The 14,251-nt window shown below is 70.9% G+C and carries 14 protein-coding genes and 1 pseudogene; 6 read left to right on the top strand and 9 right to left on the bottom strand.

Translation table 11 applies throughout. From position 1 onward, the window contains the following. Positions 1-218: 218 nt before the first annotated feature. Together FBY35_RS05900 and FBY35_RS36945 are read left to right on the top strand one after the other, a co-directional pair. Positions 219-1,028, top strand: coding sequence for a class I SAM-dependent methyltransferase (locus FBY35_RS05900; protein ID WP_142212767.1), 810 nt, complete (start codon positions 219-221; stop codon positions 1,026-1,028). A gap of 61 nt (positions 1,029-1,089) precedes the next feature. Then, positions 1,090-1,399 (top strand): annotated as a pseudogene (locus FBY35_RS36945) (TetR family transcriptional regulator); the annotation flags it as partial. Positions 1,400-1,445: 46 nt separating this feature from the next. Here the strand turns inward: FBY35_RS36945 and FBY35_RS05890 are convergent. Continuing rightward, the gene (locus tag FBY35_RS05890; protein ID WP_142212766.1) at positions 1,446-2,867 is read right to left on the bottom strand and encodes a glycosyltransferase family 87 protein; all 1,422 of its coding nucleotides are present in this window, start codon (positions 2,865-2,867) and stop codon (positions 1,446-1,448) included. A gap of 114 nt (positions 2,868-2,981) precedes the next feature. Between FBY35_RS05890 and FBY35_RS05885 the strand changes: the two genes are divergently transcribed. Beyond that, positions 2,982-4,142: a molybdopterin-dependent oxidoreductase gene (locus FBY35_RS05885; RefSeq protein WP_260848528.1), complete on the top strand. Its 1,161-nt coding sequence runs from the start codon at positions 2,982-2,984 to the stop codon at positions 4,140-4,142. Beyond that, positions 4,142-4,531, top strand: a complete 390-nt coding sequence (locus FBY35_RS05880) for a hypothetical protein (RefSeq protein WP_142212764.1) — start codon at positions 4,142-4,144, stop codon at positions 4,529-4,531. The genes FBY35_RS05885 and FBY35_RS05880 overlap by 1 nt, the downstream gene beginning before the upstream one ends. Positions 4,532-4,913: 382 nt before the next feature. Here the strand turns inward: FBY35_RS05880 and FBY35_RS05875 are convergent, their stop codons facing one another. The 4 genes from FBY35_RS05875 to FBY35_RS05860 are packed head-to-tail and all read right to left on the bottom strand — an operon-like array spanning position 4,914 to position 8,099. Then, complete coding sequence (locus tag FBY35_RS05875) at positions 4,914-5,609, bottom strand: bifunctional 2-polyprenyl-6-hydroxyphenol methylase/3-demethylubiquinol 3-O-methyltransferase UbiG (RefSeq protein ID WP_142212763.1); 696 nt, start codon at positions 5,607-5,609, stop codon at positions 4,914-4,916. Beyond that, positions 5,606-6,361 (bottom strand): DUF2064 domain-containing protein, encoded by a 756-nt coding sequence (locus FBY35_RS05870; protein WP_142212762.1) that lies wholly within the window; start codon positions 6,359-6,361, stop codon positions 5,606-5,608. Before FBY35_RS05870 ends, FBY35_RS05875 begins: the two co-directional genes overlap by 4 nt. Further along, positions 6,358-7,047 carry a glycosyltransferase family 2 protein gene (locus FBY35_RS05865; protein WP_142212761.1) on the bottom strand — a complete coding sequence of 230 codons (690 nt, stop codon included), beginning with the start codon at positions 7,045-7,047 and terminating at the stop codon, positions 6,358-6,360. Before FBY35_RS05865 ends, FBY35_RS05870 begins: the two co-directional genes overlap by 4 nt. Further along, the gene (locus tag FBY35_RS05860; protein ID WP_142212760.1) at positions 7,044-8,099 is read right to left on the bottom strand and encodes an NAD(P)-dependent oxidoreductase; all 1,056 of its coding nucleotides are present in this window, start codon (positions 8,097-8,099) and stop codon (positions 7,044-7,046) included. Before FBY35_RS05860 ends, FBY35_RS05865 begins: the two co-directional genes overlap by 4 nt. 299 nt (positions 8,100-8,398) lie before the next feature. Between FBY35_RS05860 and FBY35_RS05855 the strand changes: the two genes are divergently transcribed. Then, a complete protein-coding gene (locus FBY35_RS05855) occupies positions 8,399-8,833 on the top strand; it encodes a YchJ family protein (protein WP_142212759.1) in 435 nt (144 codons plus the stop codon). Positions 8,834-8,863: 30 nt separating this feature from the next. Here FBY35_RS05855 and FBY35_RS05850 read toward each other — a convergent pair whose 3' ends face one another. The 3 genes from FBY35_RS05850 to FBY35_RS05840 form a co-directional block, all read right to left on the bottom strand. Then, entirely contained in the window at positions 8,864-9,064 is a 201-nt protein-coding gene (locus FBY35_RS05850) for a hypothetical protein (RefSeq protein WP_142212758.1), read from the bottom strand. Positions 9,065-9,080: 16 nt separating this feature from the next. Continuing rightward, positions 9,081-9,338 (bottom strand): hypothetical protein, encoded by a 258-nt coding sequence (locus FBY35_RS05845; RefSeq protein WP_142212757.1) that lies wholly within the window; start codon positions 9,336-9,338, stop codon positions 9,081-9,083. Positions 9,339-9,887: 549 nt separating this feature from the next. After that, entirely contained in the window at positions 9,888-10,952 is a 1,065-nt protein-coding gene (locus FBY35_RS05840; protein WP_142212756.1) for an ATP-dependent DNA ligase, read from the bottom strand. A 52-nt stretch (positions 10,953-11,004) separates the two neighbouring features. Here FBY35_RS05840 and ligD point away from each other — a divergent pair, with 52 nt between their 5' ends. Next, positions 11,005-12,018: a non-homologous end-joining DNA ligase gene (gene ligD, locus FBY35_RS05835; RefSeq protein WP_142212755.1), complete on the top strand. Its 1,014-nt coding sequence runs from the start codon at positions 11,005-11,007 to the stop codon at positions 12,016-12,018. Between the two features lie 39 nt (positions 12,019-12,057). Here ligD and FBY35_RS05830 read toward each other — a convergent pair whose 3' ends face one another. Further along, on the bottom strand, positions 12,058-14,202 hold the full coding sequence (locus FBY35_RS05830) for an OmpL47-type beta-barrel domain-containing protein (protein ID WP_142214922.1): 2,145 nt from the start codon (positions 14,200-14,202) through the stop codon (positions 12,058-12,060). Between the last annotated feature and the right edge of the window lie 49 nt (positions 14,203-14,251).

Raw genomic sequence — 14,251 nt, 5'->3', positions numbered from 1 at the left:
TTCCGCTCACTCGCGCCCGACGGGCCGCGTCGTGCATAAACGCCCGGTTCCGAGACAGTTAAGACCAGACTCCCCGGCTTCGGCCCAGGAGCCCGCAAAGACAGCAGAGCTGGCCATGCTCATTCGAGGGTTTCTGAGCCGTCCGCACTGATCAGGCGGTGGGTTAGGGTCGTGACAACAGTTGATCTTGGGTGAGGTCGGGGAGGGCGCCGGTGTCGATGACGACGTTCGACAAGAGTGAGCGGCTCATATGGGCGGGCCAGGGAGCCGCTTATGCCGGAAGCTTTGCCAAGCTGTGCGCCTATCCGGTGCCACAGTTGCTCGATGCCGCCGAGGTGGGGCCGGGCGCGCGGATGCTGGATGTGGGGACCGGGCCGGGGACGGTCGCTGCCGCCGCGTGCGCCCGGGGTGCGACGGTGGCTGCCGTGGATGCAGAGCCGAGCATGGTCGAGTTGGCGACGCGGGCCGCACCGGCGGCTGACGTGGGCGTGGCCGCCCTTCCTGAGCTTCCCTTCGCCGACGCAGAGTTCGACGCTGTCGTGGCCAACTTCGTGCTGAACCATGTGGGCCGGCCCAAGATTGCCCTGGCCGAGCTGCGCCGTGTCGTGAAGCCGAACGGTTTGATCGCGTTGACGATTTGGGCGGTGCCTCCGGCCGCCGGACAGACTCTGATCGGCCGCGCGATCCAGGCCGGAGCAGCAGTGCGTCCGCCGCACCTGCCCGCAGGACTGGCTTCTGAAGATGAATTTCCCCGTGACGAGTGCGGCCTGAGGGGCCTGATGAATGCGGCAGGGTTGCGCGAGGCCGTGTGCGAGACCTTGCGCTGGGATCATCGCGCAAGCGCCGACGAGTGGTGGAGCGGTCCTGCGAGCGGAGTGGCGTTCGGCGGGCAGATGGTGCAGAGCCAGACCCCCCGGATCCGCGCCGAGATCAAGCGTCACTTCGATCTGTTCAGCAGGGAGTTCGCAGATCAGGACGGCGTGCTGACGTTGCCGCATGCGGCGTTGCTCGCCCGCGCGCGCCGCTGACCCGCGCCACAGAGGTGGTGCCTCTGCGGCTCACTTGGATTCGACCCGTACGAGCGGGTGGGGGCCGGCCGTCAGCGCTTCACTCGCCGCCTGCCAAGCGGTGTCCCCGGGGTGGCTCGCGGCACTCCGCCAGTGGGTCGACCTGTTCGTCGATTTCCTGGTCACGAAGCACGGACTCGCCAACGCGATGCAATCGGACAGCGGCGGCTTCGACGCACGACGCCGGCGAAATCAGGCCCGGTACGCACGCCTACGAACTGATGCGCGGCATCGGCAACCTCTGCATCGGACGTCACAACGACCCCCGCTATGACCCCCGCCGACTGATCGAACTGCTCCTCCAGGGACTACAGCGACCGCAGCCGTCGTGATGCCGACGGTGAGCCCGAGCGCGGCAGGGGACCGTCCGGGAGCGCGTCACGACCGCGTCGACTGAGCCGCACCCGCGCTGACCCGCCGGTCGTCATCACCGCGCGGTGCCGCGCGCCGTGGCCGACGACGACGCAGCACGCAGCCGCCGAGCACCACTGCGGCCGCGGCCGCGTACACCCAGGTCCCCAAGCTGTCAGGATCGGCGTCCATCCTCACGGTGACGTACTTCGCAGCACCCGCGACCGCCACGGCGAGCCACTCCCACCTCCCGTCCAGGGCCACCAGCGCGACCAGCAGCAACGCGTACCAGGAGTAGCCGGGAGTCAGCAGCAGGAAGGCCGATCCGGTGACCAGCAGGGCGCCGCTCCACGGTCGTTCGGGATCACCGTGCAGCAGGACATGGGCGGTGACCGCCAGCATCGCCACGACCACAGCGGGCAGCGCCCAGTCGTCCGGCAGCACCAGCCGCAGCAGCGCGTAGCGGTTGCGGGCCGAGGGATCGTCGTACCCCTCCTCCTCCGTGTAGCCGCTGAGATAGCCGAGCACCGAGCTGTTGGAGACCAGGACGTACGGCAGATACGTCAGCGCGACCACGGTGGCCGCGGGCAGCAGGACCGCTGCCGCGTCCCGCACCCGCCGTACGCCGGACAGGGCGCCCGGCAACACCACCGCGGGCAGCAGCTTGGTCGCGATCGCCGCGCCGAGCAGCGCCCCGCCCGCGATGCGCCGCCGCACCAGCACTCCCAGGCCCACCACGGTCAGCAGCGCCCCGAGCACATCGGCGTGCGCGTTGTTCACCGCCTCGATGGGCACGATCGGGCACCAGGCCCAGTACGCCGCGCGGCGGGGATCGCCGCGCCTGCGCAGGACGAGCAGCAGCGCCGCCGTGGTGCCCAGCGACAGCACCACACCGCCGGCCTGCAGTGCCTTGTGCCGCGAACCGTCCGGCGAGAGGGAGTCGACGAGCAGGAAATACCCTTCCGCCACCGGCGGGTAGACGGTGTGCACCTGCGGCCGGTTGATCCGTGTGCAGTGCACCTCGCCTTCGGGCCCGGCGATGCGTACCAGGCCGGGCCCGGCACACGCGGCCCCGCTCGGGAACAGCCAGTCGTCGCGCAGGCCGGTGAGCGCGGGATCGGCCGGGGCGTGGTCGTACGGCGAGATGCCGGCCGCCTGCACCCTGCCGTCCCAGGCGTAACGGTACGAATCCGTACTGGTACGCGGGGGAGCCAGCAGCCCGGTCGCGGCGACCGCCACACCCCCCGCGATCACCAGGACCACGGCCTGGCGCACCGGGGCCCTGCGCACCGCGAAGACCGCCGCGGCGAACAGCGCCCAGCAGGCGGCGTACCACCAGGAAAGACCGACGGGGTCGGTGAAGTAGCCGTCCTTGCGGACGGTCAGCACGAGTGCGGCGGTCAGGGCCCCCAGGAGGACGCCGGCGGTGAGCGTACGCGGGTTGATCACAGGCTCAGCCTGGCAGCCGGAGGAGGCCCGGACGCCTGGCAGCCGCCTGATGTCCGCATTCCGTAAGGTGTCAGAGCGCTCCACTCGGGCCCCGGCGGGAGTCTCATGGAAGACATGAAGATCAGGCCACCCCGACTGCCCAGACTGTCCGCGCCCCCCTTGCCGTCCTTCTCGGGCAAGCTGCACGACGCCCGTACGGCAACCTCGATCGGCCGCTGGCTGGGCCTGGCGATCGCCGTGTGCTTTGTGACCGGCGTGATCAGCCACTACCTCCAGCACCCGCCGGACTTTCTCGTGAACGTCCTGCCGAGCCGCCCGTCCTGGGGCTACCGGGTGACGCAGGGGCTGCATGTGGCGAGCGGTATCGCGGCGATCCCGCTGCTGTTCGCCAAGCTGTGGACCGTGTATCCCCGGCTGTTCGTGTGGCCCGCGCTGAAGTCGGTGCGCCATGCGCTGGAGCGTGTATCGGTGGCCGTCCTGGTCGCAGCGGCCGTGTTCCAGCTGTTCACCGGATTGCTCAACACCGTCCAGTGGTACCCGTGGCCGTTCTCCTTCGTTCCGGTGCACTTCGCTGTGGCATGGCTTCTGTTCGGCGCGCTGATCCTGCACATCGCCGTCAAGTACCCGGAGATCAGGGCGCATTGGACCAGCCGCTCACCGGGCACGCTCGAACTCCCGGCGGCCGAGGGGCCCGACCGGCGCTCCCTGCTGACCGGAGTCGCCGCGGCGGTCGGCGCGGTGACGCTGGCGACCGTCGGTCAGTCCTTCACTCCTCTGAGGCGCTTCGACCTGCTCGCGCCGAGACATCCCGACCACGGCCCGCAGGGGCTGCCCGTCAACCGTCTGGCTTCCACCGCGGGCGTGACCGCCCTGACCGTGGCCGACTGGCGGCTGACCGTGATCGGCAGGCGAAGTTACGAACTCACCCTCGACGAACTGCGGGCACTGCCCCAGACCACCGTCACCCTGCCGATCGCCTGTGTGGAGGGCTGGAGCAAGTCGGCCCAGTGGACCGGCGTCCGCGTACGGGACCTGCTGGAGCGCGCCGGAGCCAGGCCCGGCACGGCGGTACGGGTCGTGTCGATGGAGCGGCGCGGCGCCTACCGCGTGATGGAGATGGGCGCCGACTACGCCGACGATCCGCTCAGCCTGCTCGCCCTGCGCCTGGGCGGCGAGGTGCTCTCGCTCGACCACGGCTTCCCGGCACGCATCATCGCCCCGAACCGGCCCGGTGTGCTCCAGACCAAGTGGGTCGCCAGGATGGAGGTCATCTGATGCGGATCGTGACGGGTGCGCTGGGCCTCGCCCTGATGACTGTCGGCGCCGTACTGCTGGTGACCGGGGGACAACTGAAGGACGTGGCGCTGTGGCTGGCGGGCGCGATCGTCCTGCACGACGGGATCGTCGCCCCGCTGGTCCTCGGCGTGGGGCTGCTTCTCGCGGCAGTTCCGGCGCGCGGAACGGTCCGCGGCGCGCTGATCGTGGCGGGCTGCCTGACGGTGGTCGCGCTGCCGGTGCTCCTGCGGCCGGGAACACCGAAGAACACCTCGGTGCTGCCGCTGGACTACGTACGCAACTGGCTGCTGGCGCTTGCGGCCGTCGCGGTGCTCACCGGGCTGCTGCCGGCGGCGCGATGGATCTGGCGGCGAGTGCCGCGGCGTTGAACACTTGGCGAACGCATCGGCCGGGACGCTCGGTGACGCTGTCTTCCTGGGCATGTGACACCGAGTGCCCGTCCGTGGCGTACAAGGGGGACGCGGTCATGGTCAGGTTCGTACACAAACAAGTGGCGTACGCCCTGGTGATAGGGATCTCGGGGGCGATCGCCGCGACGGTGGGCGCCGCCGTGAACGGGCCCCGCGGGACTGGGCACGGCACTCGCCGCCCACGAACCGCTGGTCGTGACGTTCAACCTCGTCTGGGCGGTGGACCCGCTGCTACGTGCCGAACGGGCGGCCCGCTGGGAGCGCAGGCACCGAGTGCTGCTGTGGCAGGGCGCCGTGGACCAGCCGGAACAGCCGCTCCCGGCGGGCCGGCCGCCCGTCTTCACAACACCGCGTCTGAAACCGAGCCCCTCTGCGGTATGAGCCTCGGCCGCCGTGCCCGGCGGAGCGCCACGAACGTGCGCCCCGCCACCGTCCAGAGCTCGGCCTCGTCCGCCGCCCAGCCCGCCGACGCCGCGTAGTCGAGCAGCGCGGTCGTGCCCACTCGGGCCCAGGGGAACGCCGAGCCCTGCGCACTGCCGTCGTAGACCCGCACCTGCACGCGCTCGTCGACATCGAGCGGAGCGGTCTCGGCCAGCAGCGCACCGTCATCGGCGACCAGATCCGCCACCCGGGAGAGCAGTGCCTTCGGGTCCCCGCCTATGCCGATATTGCCGTCGATGAGCAGAGCGGTGCCCCAACTTCCCTCGCGGGGAAGCGGATCGAAGACCGAACGGTGCAGCGCGCTGCCGCCGATCCGCAGTGTGCGGGCCACCGCCTCGGGGCTGACGTCGATGCCCAGCGTCGGCCGCCCCAGCGCGGCGAGCGCCGCGACCAGCCGGCCGGGCCCGCAGCCGATGTCGAGCACCGCGCCCCGGCAGCGCTCCAGCACGGTCAGATCGGCGTCGTCCGGATCTGCGCACCACCGCTCGACCTCCAGGGGCAGCAGCCAGCCGTCGGGGCGGCGCAGAAACAGCGGCCCGCGGCCCGTGCGCAGCGCGTCGGTGTACGGATCGGCCTGCCAGGCCGGGGCGGTCATCGCGCCCCGGTCCCGGCGAGCGCGGTCATCGCCGCGGCGAACCGGCCGTGCGGGGCCTGTGCCGCGACCAGGCGGGCATCGTCGGCGGTGTCCACGTCCCGCAGCACGGGCAGTTGACGTACCGCGAGACCGGTACGCAGGAGCCGGTGCCGCTGGATCGCGCCGGTCTCGGGCACGGACATCGGTACGCCGCGCAGTAGCGCGGGATCCGGTTCGGCCAGGCCCAGCGCCCAGAATCCGCCGTCGTCGGCCGGACCGAAGGAGGCCTCGCCCTCGCCCAACTCCAGTCCGGTGGCGAGGAGTTCGATGGTCAGCTGTGGTGTGTCCATGCCGACGAGCAGCGCGGGCCCCTCGCAGAGCCCGAAGGCGTGCGCCAGCCGTTCGTCGAGCCCGCCCTGACACTGCGGCACGACGTCGAAACCGTCCGGCAGCCAGTCGCCGGGCGCACCGTCGAGCACCAGAACCCGGCGTCGTACGGGAGTGGCCAGCACGACCTCCAGGGTGTCGGCGAGCGCGGCCTCGGCGAGCCGGGCCGCCTCGTCGGGGGAGTACGGGGGACAGAGCCGGGTCTTGACGCGCCCGGGCACGGGGGCCTTGGCGATGACCAGCAGCGTGCCGGAGCGCTCCTCCCGGTCGCGGGACGTGTGGGGTGCGGTCGCACGGGCGCCGGACGGTTCGGGCAGCCGGTCACCGCGCCGCGCCGCGCCGTCCGCCGCCTCGTCGGCATGCCCGGTCGCGCGTGCCGGGCTCATTGCACCCCGCCCACGACGCCGACCCGGTCCGCGGGCCCCTGGGCCAGTACCGCCCGCATGTCCCGGACCGCCTGCCAGGTGCCCCGCCATGTGCCCGTCACTTTCGACCTTCCCGATCTCGGCAGATAGGGGACGTCGACCTCCGTCACCCGCCAGCCCGCCTCCGCCGCGCGGACCACCATCTGGAGCGGATAGCCGCTGCGGCGGTCCGTCAGGTCGAGGGCGAGCAGTTCCCCGCGGCGCGCCGCCCGCAGCGGGCCCAGGTCATGCAGTCGCAGGCCGGTGCGCCGGCGCAGCATCCGTGCGAGGGCCAGATTCCCGGCACGGGCGTGCGGCGGCCAGGCCCCGCGTCCCTGCGGCCGGCGCCGCCCCAGCACCAAGTCGCTCTCGCCGTCGCCGACTCGGGTCACGAAATCGACCAGCAGCCCCGGGTCCAGTGAGGCGTCGCAGTCGCAGAAGCAGACATACTCCGCCTCCGCCGCCAGCAGTCCCGCATGGCATGCGGCACCGAATCCGCGCCGGCCCTCATGCACGACGGTCGCGCCCAGGTCGCGGGCGATCCGGTCGGAGCCGTCCGTCGAGCCGTTGTCGACGACGATCGCGCGCCATCCGGCCGGGATCCGGCTCAGGACCCAGGGCAGCGCCTCCGCCTCGTCGAGGCAGGGAAGGATCACATCGACCGTCATGACGCCGCACCCCGCAGCCCGTCGGCGGCGAACTCCGTCATGCCATCGGCGAAGCCGATCCGCGGCTTCCAGCCCAGTTCGGCCCGCAGCCGCCGGGAGTCGGCGGTGATGTGCCGTACGTCGCCGAGCCGGAACTCCCCGGTGACCACCGGCGCGAGGCCGCCGTGGGCACGGGCCAGCGCGTCCGCCATCTCGCCGACCGTGTGCGGGGTCCCGCTGCCGGTGTTGTACGCGGTGAGCACACCCGGTTCCCGGTCGCCAAGGGTCTCCAGGGCGATCGCGTTGGCGTCCGCGACGTCCCGTACATGGACGAAGTCCCGTCGCTGCCGCCCGTCCTCGAAGACCCGCGGCGCCTCGCCCCGCTCGAGGGCGGACCGGAAGAAGGAGGCCACGCCCGCGTACGGGGTGTTCCGCGGCATCCCCGGCCCGTACACATTGTGGTAGCGCAGGGCGACGGCCCGGCCGGCCGTCGCCCTGGCCCAGGCCGCGGCCAGATGCTCCTGGGCCAGCTTGGTCGTCGCGTACAGATTGCGGGGGTCCGTCGGGGCGTCCTCGCCCACCAGGCCCGAGGTCAGCTCGGCGCCGCACTCGGTGCACAGGGGCTCGAAGTGCCCGGCCGCCAGATCGGCCGCGGCGCGCGGGCCCGGGCGGATGCGGCCGTGGCGCCGGCAGTCGTAGCGGCCCTCGCCGTAGACCACCATCGAGCCGGCCAGCACCAGTTCCTCGACACCCGCTTCGGCCATCGCCGCAAGGAGCACGGCCGTGCCGAGGTCGTTGCAGCCGACGTACTCCGGTGCGTCCGAGAAGTCCTTGCCGAGGCCGACCATCGCCGCCTGGTGGCAGACGGCGTCCACGCCGCGCAGGGCCCGCGCCAGGACCTCACGGTCCCTTACGTCCCCCAGGATCCACTCGGCGTCGGGCCGGGGCGGGGGTTCGGGATGGGCCGCAGGCAGCAGGGCGTCGAGCACGACCGGGTCATGGCCGCGGGCGGCGAGAGCAGCGACGATCTGCGAGCCGATGAAGCCCGCGCCTCCTGTGACGAGTACACGCATACTGGCGACGCTACGGCCGACAAGGGCACTGATAGCCCTTGCGCGCCGTGTCGTCACAGGTCCGTAAGGACTTCCGTAGCCCGCTCGGGGAAGCTCACCGCGAGGAACGAAGCGGCCCACCGATACGCTGCCCGCCCCCTGTCCTCGTGGCCGTCACCCGAGATCGAGGGCGATGCGCAGCCCGAGCCGGTAGCGGGTGCGGTCGTGACGCTTCAGGACTTCGATCTCCGGGGCCCGGAACAGCGGCTTCACCGTGCAGCGGGAGGCCGCCATTCGTCCAATGGCTGGAAAATGGAGTCATGTCCCGACGCAGCTCCGGCCCCCGGCGCGGTTCCGCCCCCGCCCTCACCGACACGTCGCCCTGCCCCTGCGGGCTGCCCGCCACCTACGGCGAGTGCTGCGGGCGCTTCCACTCGGGCGCAGCCAACGCGCCCACCGCAGAACTGTTGATGCGCTCCCGCTACAGCGCCTTTGTCACCCACAACGAGGCGTATCTGCTGCGTACATGGCATCCATCGACCAGGCCACGGACCCTGGAGATCGACCCCGGGATGCAGTGGACGCGCCTGGAGATCCTGGACACCGAGGACGGCAGTGCGTTCCACTCGTCCGGCACGGTCACCTTCCGTGCCCGCTTCCGGCATCACGGAATGCGCGGCGCGCTGCACGAGCGCAGCCGTTTCGTGCGGCACGGCGGCGCCTGGGTGTATGTCGACGGAGAGTTCCTGGACTGAGCCGGGAGCGGATCAGCGGGGGAGGGCGGATCACGCCCCGGTGGTGGATCCGGGCCGGACGATCATCAGCACCGTCGCCGTCGCCCACAACAGGTTGAACACCCCGGTGCTCATGGCGAGCGAGTGAAGCCCCGCGCCGACGGCTAGGCGCAGGGGCGGGGTGCCGGGTTGCGGTTCGCCCGCGGGGCCATCCGCGAGCAGCAGCCACCAGCGGCCCCTGGCCCCGCTCACCACGACCCCGGTGACTTCAGAAGCCGCGAGACGGCTTGATGACCAGCCGCGGGTTGTAGGCGGCAAGGATCTTGTTGGCCTGCGCCAGCGTGGACAGCGCGTGCTCGCGGTCCGCCTGGTCCTCGGTGCACAAGGGCATGCGGAACCGGTTCACCTCGCGTGCGGCGCACTCGGCGTCGACCTCTGCCTGCAGTATGTCCATCGGCATGCAGGACCCGATCAGCACGGCGATTCGATCCGGGATCGGTACGGGTACGAGGGGCGACGCGGTCACGTTTAGTCCTTCTCTTCTTCTCTGTCGGGCACCGGAGGCCGGCGCCCACCCCTTCATACGTACCGGACGGTCTTCCGTGTTCGTCGTCTGGGATGTCTCTGTGCGGCAACCGTTTCGGATCACGGGCCAACGGTGTCGTGCCGGCAGCGCGCACTGCGCGAGCCGCACGGACAGCCGCTTCCCCACTTTATGCGAACGGCGGCAGGGCACCCCACTCGGTCGCCCGGCCGACGGGGCGGCGACGAGCGGCCCGTCACGGTGAGCGTCGTCACGGCCGAAGTGACCACTGTGGCCAAGGGGTTGATCATTGCGTGCCCCGAACCCGGCTGCCGAGTCGCGATCATGCCCCGGACCAGCCACGAGTGGGCCGTGCCCGCATTGGCGGTCCGGGCGGCGGGCGGCGGGAGCCTGCCCATCCATGCGACCTCGTCGCCCGGTCAGGCCGAAGGGACCGTGCGTGGGCAGTGGTGCACGTCACCTGATCGACACGAGCGCGGAGCAAGCCGGAGGCGGTCGCGGCGCCACGCGCAGGCTCCGTGAGCGATCGCTTCAGGGCGCTGAAAGCACCTCGGACAGGTCGTAGCGCACCGGCTCCTCCAACTGCGCGTAGGTGCAGTCGGCGGGCTCGCGGTCCGGCCGCCAGCGCCGGAACTGCGCGGTGTGCCGGAATCGGTCGCCTTCCATGTGGTCGTAGGCCACCTCGGCGACCCGCTCTGGCCGCAGCGCCACCCACGAGAGATCCTTCTTGCCCGTCCAGCGGCTCTGCGCACCGGGCAGCCGGGCGCTCTCATGTGCGCTCTCCTCCGCCCACGCCGCCCACGGATGGCTGTCCGGCGGATCCATCCGCAGCGGCTCCAGCTCCTCGATCAGCTCCTCGCGCACCTTCATCGAGAACGCCGCGCAGACGCCGACGTGCTGCAGTGCGCCCGATGCGTCATTGAGGCCGAGGAGCAGCGAGCCGACGATCGGGCCGCTCTTGTGGAAGCGGTAGCCCGCCACGACCACATCGGCCGTCCGCTCGTGCTTGATCTTGAACATCAGCCGGGAGTCGGGCCGGTAGGGCAGGTCCAGCGGCTTGGCGACGATCCCGTCGAGCCCCGCGCCCTCGTACCGCTCGAACCACTCCTGCGCCACTGCGACATCCGTGGTGGCGGGCGCCAGGTGTACGGGCGCGACGGCATCGGCCAGAGCTGCCGCCAGCATGGCCCGCCGCACCGAGAGCGGGGCGTCCAGCAGGGCCTCGTCGCCGAGCGCGAGCAGATCGAAGGCGATGAAGCTCGAGGGTGTCTGCTCGGCGAGCAGCCGCACCCGGGAGTCGGCGGGGTGAATGCGCTCGGTGAGCTTGTCGAAGTCGAGGCGTCCCTCGTGGGCGATGACGATCTCTCCGTCGACGACACAGCGGACCGGGAGATTGGCCAGCAGATGGGCTGCCAGCTCGGGGAAGTAGCGGGTGAGCGGCTTGCCGGTCCGGGAGCCGATGACCACCTCGTCGCCGTCCCGGTGGACGATCGCCCGGAACCCGTCCCACTTGGCCTCGTACTGCATGCCCGGCGGGATCTTCTTGACCGACTTGGCCAGCATCGGCTTCACGGGTGGCATCACAGGCAGATCCATACGGCGATTGTCCGGTATGCGGGGAATCTCGGCACGGCCTACGCTGGCGGGCATGGCCGGAGCGATCGAACTGGACGTGGGGGAGCGGACCGTTCGCGTGTCCAATCCCGACAAGATCTACTTCCCTGAGCCCGGCTACACCAAGCTGGACATGGTCAGCTACTACCTCGCCGTCGGCGACGGCATCACCCGCGCCCTTCACAACCGGCCCACCACCCTGGAGCGCTACCCCGAGGGGGTGACCGGCGAGTCGTTCTTCCAGAAGCGTGCCCCCAAATATCTGCCCGACTGGATCCCGACCGCCCACATCACCTTCCCCAGCGGCCGGTCCGCCGACGAGATGTGCCCCACCGAACCCGCCGCCGTGCTGTGGGCCGCCAACCTCGGGGCCGTCACCTTTCACCCCTGGCCCGTACGCCGCGAGGACACCGACCACCCCGACGAGCTGCGGATCGACCTCGACCCGCAGCCGGGCACCGACTACGCCGACGCCGTGCGTGCCGCCCACGAACTGCGCGCCGTACTGGACGAGTCCGGACTGCGCGGCTGGCCCAAGACGTCAGGCGGACGCGGCATCCATGTCTTCGTACCGATCGAGCCGCGGTGGACCTTCACCCAGGTCCGGCGGGCCGCGATCGCCGTCGGCCGGCAGCTGGAGCGCCGCATGCCGGACCGGGTGACCATCAAATGGTGGAAGGAGGAGCGCGGCGAGCGGATCTTCGTCGACTACAACCAGACCGCCCGGGACCGCACCATCGCCTCCGCCTACTCCGTGCGGCCACGCCCGCACGCCCCCGTCTCCGCGCCGCTGCGCTGGGAGGAGATCGACGACGCCGTGCCGCAGGACTTCGACATCCAGACGATGCCCGCGCGGTACGCGGAGGTCGGCGACGTGCACGCGGACATGGACGATCAGCGGTTCAGCCTGGAGAGCCTGCTGGAGGTGGCCCGCAAGGACGAGGCGGAGCACGGCCTCGGCGACCTGCCCTACCCGCCGGAGTATCCGAAGATGCCGGGCGAGCCGAAGCGGGTGCAGCCGAGCAGGGCCCGGCACGACGACGCCTGAGCGCGCCGGGCCGGGCCCTTCCGGCTCTCGTAAAAGGACCTAGAGCTCCTTCACCCGGATGTTGCGGTAGGAGATGACGTCGGTCGTGCCGTGGACCTGGAGCCCGATGTAGCCGGAGGCGTACCGCCGGCCGTCCGTGCCCGGGTCGTCCGCCCGCGGCGGGACGAACTCCTGGCCGCCGGTGTTGTCGAACTCATTGATCAGCACGCCGTTGCGGTAGACCGAGTAGTGCTGGCCGACCACCCGGATCTCGTAGTCGTTCCAGGTGCCCTTGGCCGTTACACCCGCGCCGCCGAGGCCCACCCGGTCAAAACCGTAGACCGAGCCGGTCTTGTACATGTCTCCGCCCGGGCGGTCCAGAACCTGTACCTCGTGGCCGTACTTGATGGCGACCCACTCGGGACGCGGCTCCTCCGGATTGTCGTGGACGTAGGGGAAGCGCACGAAGACGCCGCTGTTGGCGTTGCCGGTGCCAGGAGCGTCGTCGCGCCACTGGAGCTTCAGCGAGAAGTCCCCGTACTGCCGCTTCGGATACCACAGCATGCCCAGGCCGCCCTTGGTGGTGCCGCTGGTCATCGACCCGTCCGTGCCCAGCCCGAACGAACCGCCGCCCACGTGCTGCCATTTGTCGAAGGAGGCCTGGGTGCCGTCGAAGAGATCGCGGTAGCCGGTGTTCTGGCCCGGCTTCCCGATGCCCGACTGCTGGGCCGCCCGGTAGATCTTCTTGTGCTCGCGCTGGTCGATCACACCGTCGGCGAGCAGCTGGTCGAGAACCTTGTCCACGTGCATGAGGAACAGCGCGTGCGAGGACCAGTCCTTCTCGTCCTCGATCAGCTCGTTGATGGTGCAGCGGCTACGGGTGATGCGGTTGGGCACGCCCGTGTCGACCGTACCCACGATCACCGTCAACCGCTCGTCGAACTCGGGGCAGTTGGGTGCCGGGACGCCGCCGCCCTCGGCGATCGTGAACGTCGCCTTCTGCGCGGCCGAGGTGTTGCCCGCCTTGTCGGTGGCCCGGTACAGGACGGTGTGGTGGCCGACCCGGTCGACGATGACGGGCGTGGTGTACGCGAGATAGGGACCGCCGTCGAGGGAGTACTCGACCGTGTCGACCCCGGATTCCGCGTCGCTCGCGGTGACGGTCACCTTGGCGCTCGTGATGTAGGCGCCGTCGGAGTTCTGCCGGCCGCTCACCGCTGCCGAGGTCCGGGGGGGATTCTTGTCCTCGGCGGGCGGTGTGACGACGGTGAAGTCCACGGCCTTCTCCGGGGCCGCGTTTCCTGCCTTGTCGGTCGCCTTGTAGCGGACCTTGTGCGTGCCCGCCTCGTGCACCATCACCGGGGCGGTGTACGGCTGCCAGGCCCCGCTCGCGCCGATCGCGTACTCGATGGTGTTGACCCCGGAGCCGGTGTCGGAGGCGGTCACGGTGACCGTGGCCATGCCCAGATACTGGCCCTGCTCGTTCTTCTCGCCGCTCACCGTCGCCGAGGTCTCCGGCGGGGTCTTGTCGTCGGTCGGCGGGGCGACGACCGCGAAGTCGACCGCCTTCTCGGCGGCGACGTTCCCTGCCTTGTCACCGGCCCGGTAGCGGATCTTGTGCGTGCCGACCTCGTTCACCACGACGGGCGCGGTGTACGGCTGCCAGGGGCCGTCGGTCCCGACCGCGTACTCGATGGTCTTGACGCCCGAACCCGCGTCGGTCGCCGACACGGTCACCGACGCCTGGCCGACGTACGCACCGTCGGCGTTCTTGTCACCGTCGACCTTCGCGGACGTCTGGGGCGGGATGGTGTCCTCGCCCCCGCCCTCGGTGACGGTCAGGATGCCCTGCATCGCGCCATGGCCGGGAATGGTGCAGTGGAAGCGGTACCGGCCGGGGGCGAGAATGACCTCGGCGGTGTGCTTGCCGCCCTGGTCGTCATTGGGGTTGGCGAGGATGTTCAGCGGTACGTCGTTGTTGTACTCGGGATCGGAGACGTCGAAGGTCAGTGTGTGCGGCATGCCCATGGTGTTGCCGGTCGCCGCGCTGTTCTCGAAGACGATGGTCGCTTTCCCCGCCACCGCGGTGGCCGGGAACGACGCGTACTTCTCGATCGAGTCGCCGGCCGTCCAGGTGAGGACCTGGTCGGCGGCCACGTGGTCGCTCTGCCCGTACGCGACCGCGGCCATCAGACCGAGGACCATCGTCAGCGCGGCCAGCAGGGCCGTCCAGAAACTCGCCGTTCTGTGTTTC

It is taken from the genome of Streptomyces sp. SLBN-118 (assembly GCF_006715635.1).
Taxonomy (GTDB): domain Bacteria; phylum Actinomycetota; class Actinomycetes; order Streptomycetales; family Streptomycetaceae; genus Streptomyces.
This window is presented reverse-complemented; position numbering and strand designations above follow the sequence as displayed.